Source organism: Micromonospora sp. NPDC093244 (assembly GCF_040683695.1).
Taxonomy (GTDB): Bacteria; Actinomycetota; Actinomycetes; order Mycobacteriales; family Micromonosporaceae; genus Micromonospora.
Genome location: NZ_JBFBEO010000001.1, coordinates 899,975 through 923,063, shown reverse-complemented (window position 1 = coordinate 923,063; position 23,089 = coordinate 899,975). Strand labels below are relative to the sequence as shown.

Below are 23,089 nucleotides of genomic sequence, written 5' to 3'. Positions count from 1 at the left end.
TTTCGTAGTGTCCAGGCGCCCTTGCAGGTCAGACAGAGATCTAATGCGGGAACGCGCGAACATTGTCCGGTGTAGATCACGTGGCGTAGTACTGATCGGCGGTGTCGAGGGCCTCGTCCAGAATGGCCAGGCCCTCGCGTGCCTCGGCCTCGGTCGTGGTGCACGGCGGGACGATGTGGATTCGGTTGCGGTTGGTCCTCGGCCACAGCCCGCGCTGCTTGCAGGCGGCGGTCACAGCCTTCATCGCTGCGGCGCCTGCACCGGTCCTGGAACGCACGAGCGGTTCGCGGGTCGCACGGTCGCGAACGAGTTCCAGAGCCCAGAACACACCAAGCCCTCTTACCTCACCGACTGACGGGTGCCGGGCGAAGATCTTGGCCAGCTCTGGCCCGATGACCTCACTGCCCAGCTTCCGGGCGTTCTCCAGGATGTGTTCGTCCTTGAAGATCTCGATCGAGGCGACCGCGCTGGCGCACGCGAGCGGGTGGCCCTGGTAGGTCAACCCGCCGGGGTAGCTCCGATCGTCGAACGTCGCCGCGACCTGCTCGGAGACGATGACGCCCCCGAGTGGGATGTAGCCGGAATTCACGCCCTTGGCGAATGTGATCAGGTCCGGCCTGACATTCCAGTGTTGGATGGAAAACCATTCCCCACAGCGCCCGAATCCGGCCATCACCTCATCAGCGATCAGCAGAATCCCGTATTGGTCGCAAATCTCGCGTACGCCGGCGAGGTAACCGGGCGGTGGCACCAGGATGCCGTTGGTGCCGACAACCGGCTCGAGAATGATCGCCGCGATCGTGTGGCCACCTTCGGCCATGACGGTGTCTCGCAGGTGCGCGAGTGCTCGGTCGGTTTCCTGCTCGGGACTGTCACTGTGGAAGGCTGAGCGATAGAGATATGGGCCCCAGAAGTGCACGGCCCCGGGGGCCGTGTACGGCTCGGTCCCCCAGCGCCGTTCGTCGCCCGTCACGCCGATGACGCCATGGGTCGCGCCGTGATAACTGCGATACATGGCGAGGATCTTTGATCTGCCCGTGTGCAGTCGCGCCATCCGGATGGCGTTCTCGTTCGCCTCCGCGCCGGCGTTCGTGAAAAAGACGCTGCGGAATCCTGGCCCCGCCACCTCGCAGATGAGGCGGGCCGCCTCCGAGCGAGCGCCGTTGGCGAACGCGGGCTGGATGGTGGTCAGGTGTGCGGCGTAGTCCTGGATCGCTTTGACCAGCCGCGGGTGTTGATGGCCGATATTGACATTGACCATCTGACTGGAGAAGTCCAGATAACGCTTGCCGTCATAGTCAACGAAGTAAGACCCCGATGCCGACGCGATGGGCAGCGGATCGATCTGCGCCTGCGCTGACCAGGAGTGGAAGACATGAGCACGAGCGAGCCGAAGGATGGTGGCCTTGTCGGCCGGGATGCCGGCGAGGGGATCGGCGAGTTCGCCATTCTCAGTCATAGATGCGCTTCCTCAGAGGTTCGACGTCGTATCGGACACCCTAACTCCGGCCGACCGTCCAGAGCGGACGGTTGGTCGGCTCCCGCATCGATGTTACAGACACTGATGTCTAGCTATGCGATATCATCTCACTTAGAATCGTGGCCGAGAGACTGCCCGCAGACTGACGGCGCACGGCGAGGGGACCACAGTGCAACTCGGGATTGTTCGATGAGCGCGGCGCCGATCGGATCGCTGGTCAAGCGGTTGAGCGCCCTCTACCCGCGCGACGACGACGCGCAGTTGGCCGCGGCCATCGCCAAGGTCGACGACGAGCAACTCGGCTTCGCCATCGCCAAGGAGAAGGCGGCGACGCTGGCCATGAACCGACTCGCCGCCATCGCCCCGGAGCGCATCGAACGACTACGCACGGTCACGGATCTGGCTGCCCGGCTCGACCTGGTGGGTGCCAGCCGCCAGCGGTTCCCCGCTCTCTGCGCCAAGATGGACGAGGCGGCCGGTCGGATGGGGATGCCGATCTGGACCATCAAGGGATTGGGTGCCCTCGAGTGGTACCAGGATCCCTACGCGCGCGACATCGGCTGCGACGTCGACGTCATGGTCACCGATGTGGACCACGCCATGACACTGACGACGTGGTTGCGATCGACCCAGGGATACGACTACACCCGCCAGGAGCTGCCCTGGTTGAAGGCGACCGCCGCTGGCGATGTCTACGGTCAGGTCAACCTGAGCCACCCTGACCCTGAAATACCGAGTGTTGACATCCACTTCGGCGGATACTCGGTCCGACACTGTGGCTGGCTGCCCTTGATCGGGCCGACTCCACCGCCCGGGCTCCACTCCTACTCCCCCACCGGCACCGTGCTACACGTTGTGGCCAACTCGGCCGGTGACTACTTCGTCCTGGCCAAAGACCTCAACGACCTGGCGGCCGCCTTGAGCGACGACCGCATCGACTGGGACGTCGTGCTGAGCAACCTGGACGCGGTCGCCCTGACTGGATATCTCGGATACCTCCTGGGCGAGGTGATCGCTTTCCAGGCGCTCGACGAGCCGCTGCTCGCGAAGGCTCAGCGGCTCCGTGACCGCTGCCCGGCCGAGCGTCTGCGGCCCGCGACAGCCGACTACTGGGGCGCGTCACACTGGCGACGCCGGTGGATCGGCACCTCCTTGCACGCCTTCGAGCTCGGCCGCCGCCGATCGCTGAAGGAGGGCGTGCGGTTGGGCGTCAGCGCGGCGCGCTACTACCGTCCGCGCTTGAAGCTGGCCGTCCGAAAGGACGCCGAACCGCTGCGTCTTGCGCAGTTGACGAGCTGGGAGTGCATCCGCCTGGTCCCGACCGAGGTGGCCGCGGAGCTGGTGAGCCCCGCTCCGCCGCGCTCGACCGAGGAGCCGGACGGCGCCCGCGACCCGCTCGGCAAGCAGATCGAGATCGTCCGGACCGGCGCCGGTGACCTGGTCCGCACGCCCGACACGGTGTTCGTGCCCACGTTGGACTACAACCTGAACGAGAGCCTGGTGCGGAGCGTGGCGTGACCGCCACGATCGACCTCACCGGTCGCCAGCCGGGCTGGCCGGCCAACGCCACCCAGCTCTGGAGCGAGTGCGTTGCCGAGGCCATCCGGGACGATCGCCACAGCCGCACCCCGCCTCGCGCCGGGCTGGCCGAGCTTCGGGCCGAGCTCGGTCAGCGATGGGGAATGGACCCTGAGCGGATGGTGGTCACCACCGGCGTGTGCGCAGCCGCCGCGCTGCTCACCCGGCCGGGGGACGTGGCGTTGGTGGAGAGCCCGGGGTTCAGCGGCCTCCCGGCCACCCTGCGGGCCATGGGCGCTGACGTCACCCTGACGTCGTGGGAACGGATGCCCGCCGAAGCCGCCGCCGCGGGAGAGGCCCGGTGCTGGGTGACGTCACCGGGCCGCAACCCGGACGGCGCGACCCTGCCAGCCACCATGGCCGAACGGATCGGCCCGCACCGGCTCGTGGTGAACGAGATCTACCGCCCTTATGAACCCGACGCCGCGGTCGTGGACGCGGACATTCGGCTGGCCTCCCTGTCCAAGGTCGCCGGGGGTGGTAGCCGGCTCGGCTGGCTGACCGTCCCGCCAGATCAGCTCGACTCCCTGCTCGGCCGGCATCTCGCCTGGCCCGCCACCCTCAGCCAACTGGCCTGGACCCTGTTCCTCAGGCGCGGCGGGCTGGATGAGGTGCGGGAAGTCTATGTCGTGCGATGCCACGCGGCCCGGGCCGCCTTCGTGACGGTCGCCGACGGCGTGCTCGACGATCGCGCCCGCGCGGCCGGTGGGTCCTCGCTGCTGCTGTCCACGGCCCAGACGGATGCTGCGGCGGTTTTGCGCGACCACGGCGTCCTGGTCGGGCCGGGACCGGATTTCCTGGCCGGCCCGGAGCAGGTCCGCCTGTGCTTCAGCGACGTCACGCCGGACGAGGCGACCGACGCCGGCCAACGGATCGTGTCCCTGGTCAACGCCGGCCGGTTGACCATTCCGCAACTCCTCCAACCCGTGATCACGAACGTGTGATCCGCCCGGTGAAGCGCAACTTTCGCTCCGATGTGGACAGCCCGCAGGAGGGTCAGTTCGTTGACCCGCGCCTCGGCCTGTGCTGAGGTCCGGGTCGGGTGGTTTGGCGGCGCGGCCGTACGGCGTGCATATCGTGAACCTCTCAGGACCCAATGGCAGCCAGGACAAGCCGCTCGGTCGATTGGAAGCGAGACAGGTGACACCGACCTTTACCGCACCTATCGGCCGCGTACGTTCGCCAAGTCCATCGGCCAGGAGCACGTCACCGAGCCCCTCTACGACGATCGGCGCGGGATCCGGACACCTTGACACCCGCAGAGCGGGTAACTAGGTTCAATTAAGCGTGAGACGATCTTCGATACGTCGATACGTTCGTTATGGATCGTCATCTCACGATGCGCTCATGCCGTACGCGATGAACCGAGGTGCACCAACGCCTTTGCCCTGACTGTACATCGTGAGCGGTGCAAGCACGGGGAGAACATGCATGACAGCTGTGGGCGATGAGCTCGACCAGGACGGACACGACGAGCTAGGCCGACTGGCGATCGAGATCCTACACCGAACCGTCCGGCCCGAACAGATCCGTCTGCCGTCCGATGTCGGGCGCAACAGTGGCGCGTTCCGCTCTCGCCGCATTCTTGCCATGGTCCGACCGGCCGACGTGACCGAGGTCCGTGCCCTGGTCGCCGATCTTGCGCGGCTGGGTGACGGTCGCCTGCACCTGCACCCGGTCAGTTCCGGGCGAAACTGGGGATTCGGATCGGCCGAGCCGGTGAGCGACGGCGCGATCGTGCTCGACATGAGCGGGCTGGCCACCATCCGCCTGCTTGACATCGAGACAGGCGTGGCCGTGGTGGAACCCGGTGTCAGCCAAGGAGAACTGGCCGCGCGCCTGCGCGATACGGACCACTTCCTCAACGTCACGGCGTCATCCGCCACCACGAGCGTGGTGGGCAACACTTTGGACCGAGGCATCGGGTTGCACCGGCAGCGCACCGACGACCTCATCGGGCTGGAGGTCGTGCTGGCCGACGGCACCGTCGCCCACGTGGGACGATGGCCTCGGCCGGACGTCGCGACGGCGCCGTACGCCTTCCAGCCCGGCCCCAACGCGTTGCACCTGTTCACGCAATCCAACCTCGGTGTGGTCACCGCCGCCGCGGTGCGCCTCCTGCCGCGCCCGCGAGCACGCCGCGTTGTGCGCCTGAGCTTCGACGCCGCGCGGTTGGCCGACGCCATCGACCGGCTGCGCACGTTTCAGGCCAACGGCTTGACCAGCGGCATCATCAAAATCTTCAGCGCCGGCGCGCAAGCGGCGTACGGTGGCGAAGGCGGCACCGGCTACTACGCGTACCTGCATGTGCGAGGGACGGAGGCGCTGGTCGCCGCGACCGTCGACGAGCTGGGCAAGGCCGTCGTCGAGGACGGCGTCTTCGCCGACAGCCGGGTGCTGGATCCGGAGGTCGACCCGGGCGAGTCCGTCGCCGAGCGGGCGGCGCTGCGCGGCTATCTCGGCGACCCGGACGCCAACGACGCGATGGTCAGCGGGATCTTCGGTACGCCCGCCGACCAGGTCGACTCGGCCGGCGCCGACGGCTGGCTGTTCTGCGTGCCCGTCGTGCCGTTCACCGCGACCGCGATCACGAGTGTCTCGCGACTGTTGAACGAGCAAGCGCGGCAGGCCGCTCCGCACATCGTCCTGGGCCACACGCTCAACGTGCTGCCCGACGGTTGGGTCGACGCCGTGGTGTCCATGCGCTTCGCGCGCACCCCCGCCGACGAGACCCGGGCCCACGAGCTTCTGGACACCCTGCACGAACGCCTCGCGGCGTCGGGCTTTCACCCTTACCGGCTGGACATCGAGCACATGCGGGGGGCACCAGGCCTGCGGGGCGACCCTGGCCAGGAGGAGATCCTTCGTCGCCTCAAAGCCGTGCTCGACCCGTCGGCCCTCATCTCCAGGGGGCGCTATGAGTAGCCACAGATCGTTTCCCGCGCATCTGGTATCGGTCCGAGACCTGGACCACGACCAAGTCCGGGACCTGTTCTCGGGTGCGGCGGCTTTCCGGGACATGCCTCGGGCCGAGGCCGTGACGCTACTGCGCGGCCACGTGGTCGCGATGATGTTCTACCAACCGAGCACCCGTACACGGCTGGGCTTCGAAGCCGCGGCGCTGCGCCTGGGTGCCTCGGTCATGGGTTTCGCCGATCCGTCGACGACCCGGTCGGTGGACTACATCGGCGAGACGCTCGAAGACACGATCAACGTCGTCGCCGAACTCAGCGACGCGATCGTGATGCGCCACTTCCTGGCCGGTGCGGCCAGCCGGGCCGCGGCCGTGTCGTCGCGTCCGGTCCTCAACGGCGGAGACGGCTCGAACGAGCACCCGACCCAGGCCCTCACCGACTCGTGGGTGATGGCATCGCGCCTGGGGGACCTCGAGGGCGCGGTCATCGGGCTGGTCGGCGACCCCGGCACCCGGGTGCTCCGGTCGCTCACGCTCCTGCTGGCCATGTTGAAGGTCAAGCGGATGCTTTTCCTGGTGCCGCCGAGCGCGCCCCTGATGTCCGCGTACGCCTCGTCGTCGTTCGTGCACACCACGCTGCCCGGCGATCTGCGGGCGGCGCTGCACGCCCACGGCATCGAGTACGACTTCCGCTCCGACGTCAGCGACCTGCTGGCCGAGGCGGACGCCATCGAGCTGATGCCGATCGACATCCCGGCGCTCGAGGCCGTTCCGGCGTCGCTGCGCAAGCAGCACAGCGTCACGCCGGAGCAGTTCCGGGTCACGGCGGCCAAGATTCACGCCACCGGGTCCAAGGCGCTGGTGCTGCATCCCGGCCCGCGCAAGGACGAGTTGCACCCCGAGGTCGACAGCCTGCCCAACGGGCTCTACTTCGACCAGGTGCGCGAGTCCCTCCACATCCGCATGGCGGTCCTGGCACAGCTGTGCGGAGTGAACCCGCGCCGGACCGATCGGCCGGGCGCTGTCGACGTGAGGGAGGCCAGGGCATGATCGGAGTGGACACCGGGACGACAGCCCCGGACGAGGTGAAGCTCGGCTTCTCCGACATCCTCGACCGGATCCGCCAGCTCACGCCATCCATCGCGGACCGCCGCGAGGAGATCGACAACGGCCGGCGGTTGCCGCCCGATCTGGTCGCCGCCCTGCGCGACACCGGGGTGTTCCGCGCGGCGATGCCGACCGCCTGGGGCGGGCCGGGGCTGAGCTCTATGGAGCAGATCCTGCTGATCGAGGAGCTGGCCCGGGCTGACGGTTCGGTCGGGTGGTGCGCCATGATCGGCATGGACTCCGGCATCTACTCCGGTTATCTGCGGCCCGATGTCGCGCGGACGATGTTCCCGCGGCTGGACATGATCTCCGCCGGCTGGACACCGCCGATGGGCCGCGCCCACGAGGTCGAGGGCGGCTACCGTGTCGAGGGCCACTGGCGGTTCGGGAGCGGCTGCCTCCACGCCGACGTCCTCAGCGGCGGTTGCACCGTGTTCCGGGACGGTGCCCCGCTGCTCGACGAGCACGGCAAGCCGACCTGGCGGGTGATGATGGCCAACCCGGGCTCCTATGCGATCGACGAGGCGTCGTGGGACACCACCGGCCTCCTCGGCACAGGTAGCTGCGACTACAAGGCGACGGACCTGTTCGTCCCGAAAGAGCACTCGTTCTCGTTTCAGGAGCCCTACCGCGAAGGGCCGCTGCATCGGCGCTCGGACGCCATCCTGCGCAAGATGCCCGGGGTTCCCCTCGGCGTCGCACGGGCCGCCATCGACTACGTCTACGAGATCGCCGACCGCAAGACCGACCAGCCGGGCGTCAGCTGGCGCCGGTCGCAACGCGTGCAGATGGTGGTCGCCGAGTGCGAGACGAGACTGTTGGCCGCCCGCAGCGCCGTGTTCGCGACGGTCGAGGGCCAATGGGAGCGCCTCGCCGCCGGCCAGCCGCTGACGAAGCAGGAGCGCGCCGCGGCGGCGCTGGCGCGCTACAACGCTTTCCGGGCCGCCAAGGACATCACGTCGATGTTGTTCGACCTCGTCGGTGGTGATGCGATCTACCGCCGGCGTACGCCGCTGGACCGCCACGCGCGCGACATGATCACCGCCTGTCAGCACGCCGTCGGGCAACACCGGATCGCCGAATCGTCCGGACAGCTGCTGATGGGTTCCGAGACCGACGCGGCGTTCATCTGATGCGCGAGGGGACTAAGCACGAGCGCATCGCGCACGTCGTCAAGGCCCTGCGGCCATCGGCAGTCGCCAAGACAACCGCGTTCCCGCCGACGCCGACACCGTGGGCCGCCACCTATCGCGTGGACTGGCCCGACCTCGGCGATTCATGCGTGGTCCGAATCCTCGACGGCAACGCGGATCCGGCCGAGACGGCTGTCGAGTTCGCCGCGGCACAGCGGTTCGCCGAGATCGGCGTCGGGCCCGGCGTACGGATGGCCGACCCCGCCGCCGGTGTTCTGGTGATGGACTTCATCGGCGGCGCGCCGGCACGGCCGCCGAGCGCACCGCAGGCGCTGGCGTTGGCCGACGCCCTCGCCCGGTTGCATGGTGCCGACTGGCACGTCGACCTGCGGCTGTACGCGAGCAAACGGGAAGCCGCGAAAGCGACCGTCCGTGAACTGACCGCGGCCCACGACCACCTGACGCTCTACCGGACGGTGCTCGACGAGTTCGACGGGCTGCGCGGCGGTCTGGCCATGCTCGACAGTCCGCGAGCGCTGTGCCACAACGATCTCAACCCGACGAATGTGCTCTTCGACGGCGACACCCCCTGGCTCATCGACTTCGACCACGTCGGGTTGGGTGATCCGCTGTTCGATGTCGCCACGGCCATGAAGGCGCTCGATCTGCGGGACGAGCGCGCGGACCGGTTCGTCACCCGTTATCTGGGCCGGCCGGCGACCGATGTCGAACTGGCCCGGTTGGAGCTGCTGAGCTGTTTGGCACTGTTGCGCTACGGATTGATGACGCTGACCCTCGTGCCAGCCGACGACCTGTCCCGCCTCGCCTCATGGGGTCCGGACCAGGTCGGCGAGGCGTTCGTGTTCGCCCGGCCGGCCGGCGAGTCCTTTGGCGGCTCGATCTTCCGGTTGAGTCTCGGCTTCGCGACGGAGGGGCTGGCCCGGCTGCGTGCCGAACCGGCCCGTGCCGCGGCGGGCCTGCTGCGGATCCCGGTGGGGGGTTGAATGGGCGTGTCAGTTGCCAACATCCTCGCGGCCGATGTCACCGCCGACATCGGTGGCCTCGTCGCGGCCGTACGCCCGTCTGACACGCTGCTGGCCGTCGGCTCGCTCGTCAACGGCCTGGGCAGCAGCTCGACCGAGCTCGACCTGCTCCTGCTCGGCAGTGGCGTACCCAGCGCGGGTGTGTCCGCGACCGTCTCGTCGATGAGTTCCAGCTTCTACCGGACGGGGTCAGGCCGGGCGGTGAAGGTCAGATTCTGCAGCGACGAGGAGCTGTATCGGATCGCCGGGACGGTGGACCACTTCGGCCAGGCGCTCATCGAACCGTCGGCGTGGGCGAACCTGCCGCATCTGGAGGAGCCCGCCCAGGTTCTGCTGCACGAGGTACGCAACGGGATCGTGCTGACCAACGCCTCGATCGCCCAGTCGTGGCGCGAGACGTTGCGGGTCGACCAGTTCCACCTCTACGTGGCTACGTTATACCTGCTGCGGTACGCCGCGCGCAGGCGCAACGTGTTGCAGCAGATGCAGGACGGTGACGCCGAAAACGCCGAGTGGATGCTGCTCGAATGCCTGGAGGTGATCCTGGCCGGGGCGCTGGCCGCGGCGGGCGAGACGAACCCGCGCCGGCGGTGGCATCTCCGGCTGGCGCGCCGGCTCGACGCCGGTTTCCAGGCAGCCGGGGTCGCCCGGGTCATCGAGATGATTCGCACGCGGCCGTCCGCCGGCACAGGCGAGGCAGTCGCCGTCGGGCTTTCCGTCGCCGATGAGCTGCGCGACCATTTGCTGCGCCGCTGCCCGCAATTGTCCATGTTGGCCGCGCCCAGCACTGTCACGGCTGGCGAATAAAGCTACCCGACCGCATCGTTGGATCACCATCCGGGAGACGAGGAGCAGTCATGCCCGCAATCGAGTTCATCGGCTATTCCCGCGAGGAAGCAGTCGAGCGAATGAACCGCTACATCCCGCTGTTCGCCCACCTGGACTGGGTCGATGACTTCATCTTCCAGATCGAGGCCGACTCCAAAGTGATCGGTTCGAACCGCATCGAGCAGCCGCTGGTTCGGGTCCGGTCCCGGTTCCCGGAGCGGATCGAGATCACGCGGAACATCCTGCTCGACTACGAGGACGTGGAGTCACTCGTCATCGACTTCCGACCGCGCCGCACGGCGTCTGAGCCGAAGGAGTAGCCACATGCTCATCTGCGGAATCAAGACCACCCATGACGGCGGGGTCGCGCTCATCGACGACGGCCGGCTGGTCTTCTCCTACGAGATGGAGAAGCTGAACAACAACCACCGGTACGCGAAAATCGAAGACCTGTCCATCGTGTTCGATCTGTTAATTGAGCACGGATACCGACCGGAGGACGTCGACCATTACGTCCTGGACGGCTGGTTCAAGACCCACAAGGTTCTTTCCTGGCAGGGCCAGGAGGTCGAAATCACCCTCGCACCCTATCGGCGTGGGCTGATCGACACCGACGTGCTCCGGCCGTACTCATTTCAGACGCAGGACCTGTCCTATCTGAGCTTCACCCACTACGCCGGCCACGTGGCCTCGGGGTACGTCACGAGCCCGTTCGCCCAGGCCGGTCAGGGATCGTACGTGCTCAGCTGGGACGGCTGGATGTTCCCGTTCCTCTACTACATCGACGGCGAGACCCGCCAGGTGACCAGCTGCGGTCCGGTCATGCCGCTCATCGGCGAGGCCTACAACCAACTCGGCAGCCTGTTCCCGCCGTTCGATGAGCCGATCGAGTACCCCCACGTGCTCGCGCAGGCCGGGAAGATCATGGCGTACGTCGCCCTCGGCCAGGCTCGGGAGGAAGTCATCGAGCACCTGGGGAACGTCACCGAGGCAGCGTTCCGCCACGTCCTGGGTGCGGGCAGGGACGACGACCACTTCTACACCGTGGAAAACGGCAAGAAGATTCTCAAGGAGATGAAGAAGACCACCGCCGTGCAGGGGGTGAGCGCCGACGACATGCTCACCTCCCTCCACGTGTTCCTCCAGCGCAAGCTCGTCGAGGGCGTCCGTCGGGTGGTAGCCGAGTCGCCGTTCCCGGACCGTAATCTGGTGGTGGTCGGCGGGTGTGCCCTGAACATCAAGTGGAACAGCGCCCTGCGCGACAGTGAAGTCTTCGATCACGTCTGGGTGCCGCCGTTCCCCAACGACGCCGGCAGCGCGCTCGGCACCGCCTCGGCGGCCATGCTGAGCCAGAGCGACCGGGCCAGCCTGTCGTGGAACGTCTACTCCGGACCGCCGCTGAACGCCCCGGATCCGCTGCCGTCGTGGAAGCAGCAGCCGTGCACACTCGAAGACCTGGCGCTGATTCTTCACGAGCAGGACGAGCCCGTGGTGTTCCTGAACGGGCTGGCCGAACTGGGTCCCCGCGCGCTCGGCAACCGCAGCATTCTCGCGCCGGCCGGCTCGGCGAAGATGAAGGATCTGCTCAACGAATACAAGGAGCGGGCCTCCTACCGTCCGGTCGCGCCGATCTGTCTGCAGGAGCGGGCCCCTGAGGTGTTCGCGCCGGGCAGCCCGGATCCCTACATGCTCTTCGACCACCAGGTACGCGCCGAGTGGGTCGACCGTGTTCCGGCGATCTGCCATCTGGACGGCACCGCCCGGCTGCAGACGGTGACCGCCGAAGAGAACCAGGCGATCTTCCAGCTCCTGACCGCGTACGAGGCGCTCAGTGGGATCCCGCTGCTGTGCAACACGAGCGCGAACTTCAACGGCTCGGGCTTCTTCCCGGACGTGCGCTCGGCGATGGAGTGGGGGCGGATCCGGCTGATCTGGTCCGACGGAACCCTCTACGTCCGGGGCGAATGATGTCACCGACCGAGGGACCACGTACGGCCAGCCTGATCGCGAGCGCCGGACCGTCGATCTTCAGCCCGGAGAACTTCCGCAAGGCCATCGCCGCCGGCGCCTCAGCCATCCGCGTGTCGGCGTCGAAGTATCCGCTGGACGTGTTGGCCCAGAAGGCCGACGCTGTCGTGGCCGCGGCGAAGGAACTGGAACGCCCTGTCGATCTGTTGCTGGACCTGCCCGGTTCGAAGAGTCGGTTCACCAACGACGACTTCTTCTCGCTGGCCGGTGTCGAGCGTGTACGCATCTGGTACCAGCCGGTGCCGGCCCGCCGCGACATCGCCGTTCCCGAGATCGGGCTCACCGGAGACGACCTCGGTGCCATCATCGAACCCGGCGACGTCCTCATCGCGGGCGACGGCGAGGACGCGTTGCGGGTCGAGAGCGTCGCCGACGACCACTGCATGGCACAGCCGTTGACCTTCGGGAACCTGGGGCGTCGCAAGGGGGCCACGGTCGCGGGCAAGCGGCAGTCGTACGTGTCGCTCACCGAATCGGACCTCGAAGCCCTGGCGACGATCGGCGACACACCGTACTCGGCCGTCGTCGTGTCCTTCGTAGAAGACGCGAAGACGATTGAGATGGTGCGCGCGGCGATGGCCGCCGGCACGCCGACCGACCGCCAGCCGGCGGTGATCGCGAAGGTGGAGACCCGAGCCGGAGTGGCGGCGACGCGCGACATCGCCGGGGCGTCGGACGCCGTGCTGCTGGGCCGGGGCGACCTGCTGATGGACTGCGGAGAGCTGGACTTCTACGACCTCGGAAAGGAGGTCCTGAAGACGTGTTCGAAAGCCGGTGTCCCGGTGATCGTCGGCACACAGCTCATGCCGAGCATGTCCGTCGGGTGGCTCCCGAACCGGTCGGAGCTGGCCTACCTGTCGCATCTGATCGAGAAGAACGTTGACGGGCTCATGCTGGCCTTCGAGACCACGGTCGGCAAGCAGCCGATCCGCACCATCGCACTGGTGGCCGAACTGATCGAACGCTACGGCGGCGGTCCGACGCGGCCGATGTTCCCTCTGCGCTATGAGATGTGAATGACCGAGGCGCGCTCGTCGATCGGGCCTGTTCCGTGGTGGGACAGGCCCGCACCGACGCCGGCGTCAGCGGGCGCACACCCACCCACGACCTGCGCGACATCTTCTCAGGGTGAGTGGTGGCCAGTCCCGGCGGTCATGCCGAACCGGGCCGCGACGGTCGCGGCACGCGCGCAGTCGATCGCGTCCCGCAACGCCTTCACACGCTTCTCGTCGGACAGTCCGTCCGAGACCAGAGCGACGTGGGCCAGCTGCTCGATGGCCTCGGTCAGCGCGACCAGGCTCTCCACGAGCGGGTCGCTGCGATCGGCCTCGCGCATCATGACGTCGAGCGCGCGGTGGATCAGCGCGACGGCATGCTCGTGTTGGCTGCCCACTCCATGGTGGACGCTGTCGTTGCCATGGGCGGGCTCGACGAGCAAAGGATCCCCCGGTCTTTGCACTGCCCGATGTCGACGATCAAGCCGTCCACGGGCGATTTACGATACGTGTACGCATCGATGGGACGCAAGGTCCTCGCCGGCCTTGACCTACCCTTGACCGGCACCGCAGGACTGAAAGAAGGGTTCTCCGCCGATGAACGCCATCTTGACGTGACCACGTCGCCCAACGGCGGCCGGATCACGACGGTCACCGATCCGCAGTCCTACGCCGCGCTCGCGCAGCGGGTGGAGCCCGACCTCGCGCTCGTTCCGGTCCTGGCTCCGCCGGACGCGCCATCCGCGGTGGTCTCCGAGCCGGCGACCGCGATGCCGGGCCCGCGCGCCTGGCAGGGCGTGGTGCTGGTGACCGACGACGACTTCGAACCCGTCGGCCAGGTGCTGGCCCGCGGATCGGGGCGGCCGATGCGGCGCGCCACCCTCGCCGAGGCGGTCCGGCTCAGTACGGACGTCCCGGTCACCCTGGTGGGTGCCGTCGACGGCGTGACCTCGGCGGTGCTCGCCGCGCTGCCAACCCATTCCCGACTCGGCCTGTTCGTGGCCCGGGACCCGGCCACGGCCAGCGGGCTCGCCGCCCGAACGCTTCTCCACGGGCCGACCGTGGCCGCCAGGTCGGCCGACCTCTCCTTCGACACGGTCACCGAGGTCGACGGGCCGGACCGGCTGACCGGGCTCGACATCACGACGGCGGGGCTGCGGGCGGCCACGCGAAGCGGCGTCGCCATCCTCACCGGCCGCGGGCACGCCAAGAACTGCTCGATAAACCTGCTGGACGGGATGATCTGCGGCCGACTCGACGAACAGGCTCTGCTGCCCGTCGAGCCGGTCCGGCCCGGCCGCTGGTCGGGGCATCTCACCGCCTGTCAGCAGAGCCAACAGTGCTGCAGGTTCGGCTACAAGATCAGCGACAATCTGCGCGCCACGGACGTTCACGCGGCCTTCGTGGTGTTCGACGCCTGCCGCATCGCCGCCAGCGGCGATGGCGCGGTGCGCACCGACGTGTCGGTCCCGCTGACCATGCTCGCCGGCTCCTCCCTCGCCGTGATCTGTGCCGTAGGCACCCGTGGCGGCAGTTCCTGGGCGGCGCCGCTGCTGCGGGGGCTGCTCCGCGCCGGCCTGCCGCTCGGCACGGCGCTGGCCGAGGTCAACCAGGCGATCGCGGTGGACCCGACGGGCCTGGGCCGACTGGTTCTCTACGGCGACGCCGGTCTGGCGCCGATGCCCGGCGCCACGGCCGTCCGCGTGACGGCGTCGGCCGACGGGACGACGGAGATCCCCGCCGGCCCCGCGGCGACACTGCTGGACGGGACCGGCCTGCTTCCGCTGCGCCCCGGCGGCCCCGTGGTGGTGAGCCGGGCGGACGGCACGACCAGTTGGGCCCTGACCGAGGCGTACGGGCGGTCGATCGGCCCGGTCGCGCCCGCGCCGGGGCCACTCGACGTGTCCTGGCGGGACAGGTTCCGGCCGTGGTCACAGCGGCTGCGCGAGCTCCCCGAGATCGGCATGCGGGTCGACGGCGACCAGCTGGACGCGCTCGACCAGGCAGCGCGGACGGCGGTGGAGCAGCGCGCCGCGGCCGAGCATCTGGGCGCGGCCCGAGAGGCGGCGGAGGCGTACGCGTCAGCCCGCGCGGGACTGTTCGCCGTGCAGCACGCCGCGATCGAGCAGGAGCTGACCGTCGTAGCTCGCTCCTTCTACCACTCCTACGGCGGCTGGCCGGAGCCCTGGCAGGTGCTGCGGACGGCCGACGACGCGGAGCGGTGTCTCTTCTGCATGGACGTCACCGCCGTCCGTCACGACATCATCCCGGCCGCGGGCACCGGTCCCCGGTTGTGCTACCTGGTCTGCTCCCGCTGCGGCGAGGTCTTCTGCGGTGCGGCGGAGTTCGACGCGACGGTCGGGATCACCGCCCCCGTCGAGGTGGCCCGTGGGGAGCGGTTCCGCCTCGGCGTCGAGGTCACCGCCTCGGCGGACCGGGCCGTCGCCGTGACGGTCGGCGCCGCCTTCCGCAGGCAGGATCTGCTGCGGTGCCGGCTCGACGGAATCGAGTCGGTCGAGCTGGCCGCCGGCGCCGGCCACACGGTGGAGCTGGCCGGAGAGAGCGAACGGGAACGGACGATTCCCGACATGCACAACATCTATGTCCTCGTCGCCGTCGACGGAGCGGTCCGCTGCTTCACGCGCGCGATCTGGCTGGGGGCCTAGTGCGTGAACGCGACCAACCGCCTTGGGGCGCTCGTGGAGCGGCCCTTCCGCATGCTCTGGATCGGACGGACGACGTCGTCGTTCGGCGACGCGCTGATGCCCGTCACCCTCGCCTTCGCGGTGCTGTCGGTGGGCGGCTCGGCGTCCGACATCGGCACCGTGCTGGCCGCCTCCACCGTGGCCAAGGTGGTACTGCTGATGCTCGGCGGCACGCTCGCCGACCGGATGTCCCGCCGGTTACTGCTCGTGGGCAGCGACACCTTCCTGCTGGTCATCCAGGCAGGCGTCGGCGTTCTTCTCCTCGCCGGTCGACCGAACGTCGCGGTACTGACGGGTGCCGCGGTCTGCTACGGCGCGGCGGCCGCGATCGGCAAGCCCGCTTTCACCGGGATGGTCCCCCAGACGGTCAGCTCACCACGCCTGCAGCAGGCCAACGCGTTGATGGGCATTTCCCGCAGCACCGCCGAGATTCTCGGGCCGCTGGTGGCGGGCATCCTCGTAGCCACGACCGCAGTCGGCTGGGTCTATCTGCTGGACGCCGTCACCTTCCTGGTCAGCGCCGTCGCCGTCGGCCTGCTCAAACTGCCGCCCAGCCGGCCTCGTGGACGCACCAGCTTCTTCACTGACCTGGCGGTGGGCTGGCGCGAGATGGCCTCGCGCTCCTGGTACTGGATCGCCCTGTGCTGTCACGCGATCTGGAACCTCGGATACTGTGCCTTCATGGTGCTCGGTCCGGTCATCCTGGACCGGCAGGCCGGCGGCGCGTCCGCCTGGGGTTTGATCAGCACCAGCATGGCGGTCGGCGCGCTGGCCGGTGGGGCGCTCTCGCTGCGCTGGCGTCCCCGGCACCCGCTGACCGTCGCCCACCTGGGCCTGGCGCTGACCGCTCTCCAGCTCGCGGCCCTGATCGGCCCCTCGCCGATCCTGGTGAGCGTGGCCGCAGCCGTGGCTGCGATGGCCGGAGTCTCGTTCGTGAACAACGTCTGGCTGACAGCCATTCAGCGCCTCATCCCCGAGGAAGTGCTCTCCCGGGTGAGCTCGTACGACTGGCTGGTGTCCTTCACCGTCGCGCCGCTGGGTTTCGTGGCGGTCGGTCCGCTGAGCGGCCGGATCGGCGAAACCGAGGTACTGCTGCTGGGCGCGGCGTGCGTATGCCTCTCGGTGGTCGCCGTGCTCCTGGTCCCCCGGATCCGGTCGTTGCGGCAGGACCGCCACGGAAACCTGCACGGCTGGCCCGAGCTGGACGAACCGGCTCGTGCGGGGCTGGCCGACTCACCGGTTTCGACCGCCCGGAGCTCGTAGGAAGCCGCGCTCAGTGGCCCAGCGAATCGTCATCGGGAGGTTCGCCACATTCCACGACTGCGAAGGCACACCTCCCACAGGCTCCACATCGCCGCCGTTCTCGGTCTCGGGCTGGTGTGGCAACCTCAGCGCGAGGACTCTCATCGACGTCTCGTCGCGAACCCTGGCACGATCCCGCATCGTGTCGAACCACGTCTCACGGTCAACCTTGTCCAGGTCGTAACCGAGACGGACCAGCTCCTCGAAGACCGCATCCCAGGTCGGGCTGGCCGGCGCCAGAAGGCCATAACGGGCGGCCGGATCGGAATCATGCGCGACGACATTCGCCACCATTCTGGCCGCCACATCGACTGGCAGCCATCGTGGACCGCCACGGCCGGCCGGCCAGCACCCGGATTCGAGGCCGGCTCGCATGGTGAGCCACCGCCAGTCCTTGAGATTCACCTCGCCGGTCTCCGTGTCGGGGCCCAGACCACCCACCCGGTACGTACTGACGGAGAACCCCGCCGTCTGGCAGATCTCGATCAGGGATTCCGCCAACCATTTCGATTGAGCGTAACCGCCGGACGGAGGTTGGAATGGCAGCTTTTCGGCGTAGCTCCCTGCCCTGCTCCGACCGAGAACTGCCACTGAAGATATGAAGTGCATGCGCTTGCTGCGAGATTCGCCGGCCAGGCGCAGGAGCGCGAGAGTCCCCGAGACGTTCGCGTCGACCAGCCGCTCGAACGGAAGGGAGTGGTTCACCAACGCCCCCGCATGCACGATGGTGGCCACCTCCCGGCCCAGCTCCCCCCACTTCCGCGCCGAGAGGCCCAGAAATGGCAGCGACAAGTCTCCCACCAACGACTGGACCTGGCCGGTGGCGCCGATCCTGGGGGTGACGTCGCGTACCAAACAGTAGATCTCCTGATCGGGCATGGCTGTCGTAATCTGCTTCAGCAAGCTGCGCCCGAAGAATCCGGACACACCCGTGAGCAACAGCTTGCCGTTCCCTGCGCCACAACGGCCCGGCGGACGGAGTTCCGCCGCCGATCGACGGTATCGGGACACAAGCCCAACCAGGCTGCTGTCATCCCCGTCCTGAGTCACCGCGAACCCACGTTCGCGGCCGCTTGCGACGCGAGCTGCCTCCGGTCCGGCTTTCCCGAGCGCAGCCGGGGTATGGCTGGTAGCCGCACGATTCGCAACCCCAGCAGAGACGGGGAAGCGACCCGTGCGCAGGCATCTCTGACGAGTTGCTGGTTCAGCTCATGATCCGCTCGAGTCACGTAGAACACCGTCACGGCCTCGCCGCGATGCACGTCGGGCCGGGCAGCCGCACATGCGTCGTCGACCCCGACGACGCTCAGGACGACGCGGTCGAGTTCATCCAGTGAGATCGAGGCGCCGGCGCACTTGACCACGTTCTTGATTCTCCCGGTGAGGTACAAGAGCGAATGCCCTGGGTACCGCGAACTTGGCTCGACGAGCCCCAGGTCGCCGGTATGGAACCAACCGCCGGCGAAGGCTTCTTCGGTCGCGGCAGGGTTGTCCGCGTAGCCCGACATCACCGAGTGCCCGCGAACGACGACCTCTCCGACCTCCCCCGCGGGCACGAAAGCTCCGTTGGATCGAATCGCGATCTCGTTCCCGTGTATCGCCGATCCGACCGACGGAATATGCGGAGAACTGGCGCCGAACTCACAACCGTGCAGCACACCCCCACGGCTCGCGTAGGGCATCACGGTCGAGAAGTTCATGGTTTCGGAAAGTCCGTAGCCCTGAACGGCGCACTTGCCTCGCTCATGGATGCCCTCCAGGACCTCCGACGGCAGAGGCGCAGCCGCCGACACGAAGTAGCGCAGACGTTCGAGGCTGGGCCAATCCCGAATGCTCGACAGCGCACGCAGAAGCGGCGGAACCGTCGTTGCGAGCGTCGCCTCCTGGCGATGAAGGGTGGAGATGAAGTGGAACGGGTCGAATTCTCCGTACAAGAGGCAGTGCGCTCCGCGCAACAAGGTCGCGAACAGTCCGAATTCGAGGCCGTTGACATGCGAGATCGGCAACGGACATGCGACGACGTCAACGTGCGTCATCCTGTGGTGGCGTGCGACGGCCAACGCGTTGATCACGATCGAGTACTCGGCCTGGATGACCACCTTGGAAGCCGCTGTCGACCCTGTCGTGCATACCATCACGCACGGTCGATGCATGGCCGGCTCTTCGTCACCGACGCGTGGCGGACGAATCCGTTTCCGGCCGTTGCCAAGCCTCAGGTCGACCGTTGCCGCGCTCGCGATTATCTCGTTCGCGCGCACCTCCGGCTCGTTCGCGTCGACCAGGAGTGCCGCACCGCCGGCCGCGATGACCGAGAGGATGGAAACGACACTCTCTATCGAGTTGCTGACGTGGATTCCACAGATGTCGCCGGTTCCGACGCGAGATCCGGCAAGCTCACGCTGCCCGGCCGACACCCGGGCCCATAGTTCGGCGTAGGAGCATGACTCGTCGCCATCAGGTCGAAGCACGGTGATCGCGGGCGCGTCTCGCCGCACTTCCGCCTGTTCTGCCACACGTTCGATCAACGAAGGCCGCGGGATCAGCGCCTGGGACCAGGGAACCCCCTTGTACGTATGGGCCCCCAGGAAGTCCGCCGTCGACGCGCCGAACTCTGGCGTCTCACTTATCATGATCGATGTTATAGCACGAAGCGTCCTGACCGGACGCCAAAACGATCTTGGTCGTGACGGACTGCTACGACGGCAACCGAGCGGCGACCATTGTCGACGGTGGATGGTCGGTGGCCGCGTCGACGGTCTCGGCAACAACGCGACCAAGCCGGCTTCGCTGGGTCGCTGTACCACGGCGACAGTCTATATCCTCGATCAGCATGCCTCCTGAAACCTGGCACCGATCAGGAGGAAACGGGGGCGGCGATAGGGAGAATTCTCAATGCCAGACGCGACAGACGTCCGACGGATCCCGCGTACCGGCCTCTCGCCAGGTTTCGCCCAGCTACTGACCGAACGCCGGGCTCGGCTCGCCGAGCAGCTGACGACCGGCCGGCGTACCCATCGCTGGTTTCCGGTGCTCTCGGTGCTCGCGCCGGTCATGACTCAGGCGGAGGGTGAAATCACCTACCCCGGTGACCCGATGTGCCTGTACGCGGCTCTGTCGGTGGCCGTGCACAACGCTGTCCACGACGCGGTGCCCCTGGACCAGGCGAAGCACTACAACGACCTCGCGCCGCGCTGGACCAGATTTCCGGACCCCGCCTACCGCAACGCCGTCAGCCACGATGGCTACCGCCCCTACGGCGACGATCCGAACACCGACGAGACGGTCTTCGACCCGCGCGTCTGGGACCAGAACGCCAAGCGGCGCTGGCGGGACCTCGTCCGCCAGACGCGACCATCGGTGGTCCTCATCTCCAGCGTCTCCCCCGCTCACCGCTACGCGCTCGAGATCGCCGAGATGGCCAAGGCGGAGGCACCCGGCGTGTTCGTCGTGCTCGGGGGCCGACACGTCGACGAGACCATCACCTGCGCGCCGCGCAGCGAGACACTGACGGTGGCCGCGAGCAGCACCCTGGCGGTGATGCGGGCCGGCGAGGTGCCACACGTCGTGGACGCCACGATCTCCGGGGAGTCCTACCACTCTCTCGACCTGCTGATGCGGGCCATCGCGTCCACTGTTGATCTGGACACCGGCGCGGTCGACCCGGAGGCCGTACGCGGCTCGCTCGAGGAGATGCTCGCCGCGTGGGGGACGGCACCCGGGCGGTCCCTGATCACGCTGATGACGCCGGCCCACACGGTCGCCTATCCACAGCACGGTACGCAGATCGACCTGGCCGCGCTCCCGGCACCCTACGAGGGCTTCGCGATCCGCTCCCGCTTCCCCATCTTCGTCGACCCGTGCACCGGTGACATCCGGCGGACCGCCCACATCATGATCTCCAACGCCTGCCCCTACCAGTGCAACTTCTGTTCGGAGACGGCGAACCTGGCCGGCGGCCTGAAGAAGTTCCGCAGGACCAGTGCGGGCGTCGACCGGGTCGTCGAGTACGTCGGCTACGGCGCGGAGGCGATGTTCTTCGACGACTCAATATTCTGGAGCGGGACATACCGCGACATTCTCGACTTTTGCGCCGAACTGCGCGAGCTGCGCTCCGCGCCGGCGGACGCGCTCCCGGAGCGCCACCGCCGCAGCCTGCCCGCCGCCGCCGACATCGATCGGCTGCGGAGGCTGGAGTGGGGCGCACAGCTGACGGTGGACGTCCTCGCCGCCCTGAACGCGGCGGACAGGTCCCGCCAGGTCCTGGCAGCGATGCGGGAAGTCGGGTGCAGCTACGTCTACATCGGCATCGAGAGCTTGTCCGACCAGGTGATGGACAACATTCACAAGAATCTGCGACGCGTCGAGGGACGAGGCTGGGCCACGAAGGTCCGCGAGGCCGCGGTGCTGGTGAAGTCAGCCGGTCTGCGGGTGGGCTCGGCGGTCCTGTTCGGCCTCGACGGCGAGACGCGGGCCAGCATCGAGGAGACCATCACCGGGGTGGCGGGCCTGGTCGCCGACGGTCTCATCGATGTGGCCAGTCCGAACATCCTCACCTACCACCCCGCCACACCGATCACCAGGTTGCACGGCATGACCGACAAGCTGGACTACCACTCGCCACACATCGACAACCGCCCGCCCTACATCTACTTCGAGGAGGCGTTCCCCGGCGTGGTCTCCACCGCGCTGACCGAGGACGACCTGTGGTACATCCACACCGAGACGACGCGCCAATGGGGCACGGCACGCAACGACAACACGGCGACTCCACTTGATCGGTACGAGGTGAGCTTGTGACGAGATCCGACCCGATCGATCTGGCGGCGCTGCGGCGGCGGGACGGGGAAAAGTGGGCGGCCGTCGACGACGGGGTCCTGCCCGCGTGGATCGCCGACATGGATTTCCCGGTGGCCCCGGCCGTGCGCGACGCCCTGCTGCACCGCGTCGACACCGACCTCGGCTACGCCACCGGATACGACGAGTCGGACGGCGGCCCGCTCGGGCATACCTTCGCCGACCGCATGCGCCGCCGGTTCGACTGGGCCGCGGACCCGACCCACGTCCGCACGTTCACCGACATCAACCAGGCGATGCAGGTCGTGCTCCACCTGGGCACCACGCCGGGCGATCCGGTGGTGCTGCACTCCCCCGCCTGCCCGCCCTTCGCCGACGTGCTGGCCCGGCTCGGCCGGCCGCCGCGCCTCGTACCGGTGGTCCACCGCGACGGCGACTGGCAGCTGAACCTGGACCGGGTCGCCGACGAGGTCCGGCGCGGCGCCCGCGCGCTGCTCCTGGTGAACCCGCACAACCCGACCGGACGCGTGTTTCGTCGCGCCGAACTGAAGTGGCTGGCCGATCTCGCTGTCGAGCACGACCTACTGGTGATCTCCGACGAGGTCCACGCCGACCTGGTTCACGAGGGCGGCCGTCACGTTCCGTTCGCCTCGCTGTCGCCGGAGGCGGCGGCACACACCGTCACGCTCACCTCGGGCAGCAAGGCCTTCAACCTGGGCGGGATCCGCTGCGCCGTCGCCCATATCGGCGTCCCGCGGGTCCGCGAGGCCGTCGACGCCCATCGCGGCATCCTCTTCGGGCAGGTCAGCGTGCTGGCCATGACCGCGCTCAAGGCGGCGTGGAGCTCCGGGGACGATTGGCTCGACAGCGTCCTCGGGGTCATCGCTTGCAACCGGCGGCAGGTCCACCGGGATCTCCCCTCCCCGCTTGTGCACCGGTTGCCCGAAGCCACCTTCCTGTCCTGGATCGACTGCCGCCCGGCCGGTCTCGGCGACGACCCGGCCGCGTTCTTCGCCCGCGAGGCCCGCGTCATGCTGTTCCGGGGCAGCGACTTCGGACCGGAGGGACGCGGGCACGTGCGGCTCAACTTCGCCACGGAGCCGAAGGTCCTCACCGAGATCCTGCGCCGCCTGAACGAGGCCGTAACAAGTCTGCCGTGACCCGTTGGCCGGGGAGGACCGG

18 protein-coding genes are annotated in these 23,089 nt (G+C 68.2%); 14 read left to right on the top strand and 4 right to left on the bottom strand.

Features of this window, described 5'->3' with window-relative positions; all coding sequences use genetic code 11:
• Window positions 1-76 precede the first annotated feature (76 nt).
• The gene (locus AB0N27_RS04175; protein WP_364362902.1) at window positions 77-1,459 is read right to left on the bottom strand and encodes an aspartate aminotransferase family protein; all 1,383 of its coding nucleotides are present in this window, start codon (window positions 1,457-1,459) and stop codon (window positions 77-79) included.
• A gap of 210 nt (window positions 1,460-1,669) precedes the next feature.
• On the opposite strand from AB0N27_RS04175, the gene AB0N27_RS04170 reads away from it, so the two are divergent.
• The 10 genes from AB0N27_RS04170 to AB0N27_RS04125 all read left to right on the top strand — a co-directional run bounded on the left by AB0N27_RS04170 (window position 1,670) and on the right by AB0N27_RS04125 (window position 13,127).
• Complete coding sequence (locus AB0N27_RS04170) at window positions 1,670-2,998, top strand: hypothetical protein (RefSeq protein ID WP_364362900.1); 1,329 nt, start codon at window positions 1,670-1,672, stop codon at window positions 2,996-2,998.
• Window positions 2,995-4,002, top strand: coding sequence for an aminotransferase class I/II-fold pyridoxal phosphate-dependent enzyme (locus AB0N27_RS04165; protein WP_364362898.1), 1,008 nt, complete (start codon window positions 2,995-2,997; stop codon window positions 4,000-4,002). Before AB0N27_RS04170 ends, AB0N27_RS04165 begins: the two co-directional genes overlap by 4 nt.
• Window positions 4,003-4,489: 487 nt before the next feature.
• Entirely contained in the window at window positions 4,490-5,983 is a 1,494-nt protein-coding gene (locus tag AB0N27_RS04160) for an FAD-binding oxidoreductase (protein ID WP_364362896.1), read from the top strand.
• Window positions 5,976-7,022: a hypothetical protein gene (locus tag AB0N27_RS04155; protein WP_364362895.1), complete on the top strand. Its 1,047-nt coding sequence runs from the start codon at window positions 5,976-5,978 to the stop codon at window positions 7,020-7,022. Before AB0N27_RS04160 ends, AB0N27_RS04155 begins: the two co-directional genes overlap by 8 nt.
• A 35-nt stretch (window positions 7,023-7,057) precedes the next feature.
• Entirely contained in the window at window positions 7,058-8,212 is a 1,155-nt protein-coding gene (locus AB0N27_RS04150; RefSeq protein WP_364362894.1) for an acyl-CoA dehydrogenase family protein, read from the top strand.
• Window positions 8,212-9,216: a phosphotransferase gene (locus tag AB0N27_RS04145; protein ID WP_364362893.1), complete on the top strand. Its 1,005-nt coding sequence runs from the start codon at window positions 8,212-8,214 to the stop codon at window positions 9,214-9,216. Before AB0N27_RS04150 ends, AB0N27_RS04145 begins: the two co-directional genes overlap by 1 nt.
• A 6-nt stretch (window positions 9,217-9,222) precedes the next feature.
• Window positions 9,223-10,062 (top strand): hypothetical protein, encoded by an 840-nt coding sequence (locus AB0N27_RS04140; protein WP_364362892.1) that lies wholly within the window; start codon window positions 9,223-9,225, stop codon window positions 10,060-10,062.
• Window positions 10,063-10,112: 50 nt separating this feature from the next.
• On the top strand, window positions 10,113-10,403 hold the full coding sequence (locus tag AB0N27_RS04135; protein WP_364362891.1) for a hypothetical protein: 291 nt from the start codon (window positions 10,113-10,115) through the stop codon (window positions 10,401-10,403).
• 4 nt (window positions 10,404-10,407) lie between these two features.
• On the top strand, window positions 10,408-12,051 hold the full coding sequence (locus AB0N27_RS04130; RefSeq protein ID WP_364362890.1) for a carbamoyltransferase N-terminal domain-containing protein: 1,644 nt from the start codon (window positions 10,408-10,410) through the stop codon (window positions 12,049-12,051).
• Window positions 12,048-13,127, top strand: a complete 1,080-nt coding sequence (locus AB0N27_RS04125) for a pyruvate kinase (protein ID WP_364366053.1) — start codon at window positions 12,048-12,050, stop codon at window positions 13,125-13,127. Before AB0N27_RS04130 ends, AB0N27_RS04125 begins: the two co-directional genes overlap by 4 nt.
• Window positions 13,128-13,234: 107 nt before the next feature.
• Here the strand turns inward: AB0N27_RS04125 and AB0N27_RS04120 are convergent, their stop codons facing one another.
• Complete coding sequence (locus AB0N27_RS04120; RefSeq protein ID WP_364362889.1) at window positions 13,235-13,549, bottom strand: hypothetical protein; 315 nt, start codon at window positions 13,547-13,549, stop codon at window positions 13,235-13,237.
• 171 nt (window positions 13,550-13,720) lie between these two features.
• Here AB0N27_RS04120 and AB0N27_RS04115 point away from each other — a divergent pair, with 171 nt between their 5' ends.
• Window positions 13,721-15,772 (top strand): hypothetical protein, encoded by a 2,052-nt coding sequence (locus tag AB0N27_RS04115; RefSeq protein ID WP_364362888.1) that lies wholly within the window; start codon window positions 13,721-13,723, stop codon window positions 15,770-15,772.
• 33 nt (window positions 15,773-15,805) lie between these two features.
• Window positions 15,806-17,074, top strand: a complete 1,269-nt coding sequence (locus AB0N27_RS04110; RefSeq protein WP_364362887.1) for an MFS transporter — start codon at window positions 15,806-15,808, stop codon at window positions 17,072-17,074.
• Here AB0N27_RS04110 and AB0N27_RS04105 read toward each other — a convergent pair.
• A complete protein-coding gene (locus tag AB0N27_RS04105; protein ID WP_364362886.1) occupies window positions 17,045-18,040 on the bottom strand; it encodes an SDR family oxidoreductase in 996 nt (331 codons plus the stop codon). The genes AB0N27_RS04110 and AB0N27_RS04105 overlap by 30 nt on opposite strands.
• 119 nt (window positions 18,041-18,159) lie before the next feature.
• Window positions 18,160-19,743 carry a class I adenylate-forming enzyme family protein gene (locus tag AB0N27_RS04100; protein WP_364362885.1) on the bottom strand — a complete coding sequence of 528 codons (1,584 nt, stop codon included), beginning with the start codon at window positions 19,741-19,743 and terminating at the stop codon, window positions 18,160-18,162.
• 262 nt (window positions 19,744-20,005) lie between these two features.
• Here AB0N27_RS04100 and AB0N27_RS04095 point away from each other — a divergent pair, with 262 nt between their 5' ends.
• Both AB0N27_RS04095 and AB0N27_RS04090 read left to right on the top strand, forming a co-directional pair.
• Complete coding sequence (locus tag AB0N27_RS04095) at window positions 20,006-21,910, top strand: radical SAM protein (RefSeq protein ID WP_364362884.1); 1,905 nt, start codon at window positions 20,006-20,008, stop codon at window positions 21,908-21,910.
• Window positions 21,907-23,067: an aminotransferase class I/II-fold pyridoxal phosphate-dependent enzyme gene (locus tag AB0N27_RS04090; protein ID WP_364362883.1), complete on the top strand. Its 1,161-nt coding sequence runs from the start codon at window positions 21,907-21,909 to the stop codon at window positions 23,065-23,067. The genes AB0N27_RS04095 and AB0N27_RS04090 overlap by 4 nt, the downstream gene beginning before the upstream one ends.
• The last annotated feature ends 22 nt before the right edge of the window (window positions 23,068-23,089 follow it).